At 43.1% G+C, this 216-nt stretch carries 1 rRNA gene; it reads right to left on the bottom strand.

From position 1 onward, the window contains the following. Window positions 1–74 (bottom strand): 5S ribosomal RNA (rrf, locus tag IQO02_RS08510); the annotation flags it as partial. Window positions 75–216 lie beyond the last annotated feature (142 nt).

Genomic DNA, 216 nt, shown 5'->3' with positions numbered 1-216 from the left:
CCATCGGCGCTATTGTGTTTCACTTCTGAGTTCGGCATGGAATCAGGTGGGTCCACAATGCTATGGTCGCCAAGCAAATTTTAAAATTCGGAAAACTGTATTTAAAAGTTATGTCTCATCAAACGCATTCAAGGTCTGTCTTTCTTTGAGTCCACAAAACCCCTTGGGTGTTGTATGGTTAAGCCTCACGGGCAATTAGTACAGGTTAGCTCAATG

It is taken from the genome of Vibrio sp. OPT24 (assembly GCF_015163545.1).
In the GTDB taxonomy this organism is placed as follows: Bacteria; Pseudomonadota; Gammaproteobacteria; order Enterobacterales; family Vibrionaceae; genus Vibrio; species Vibrio cyclitrophicus.
This window is presented reverse-complemented; position numbering and strand designations above follow the sequence as displayed.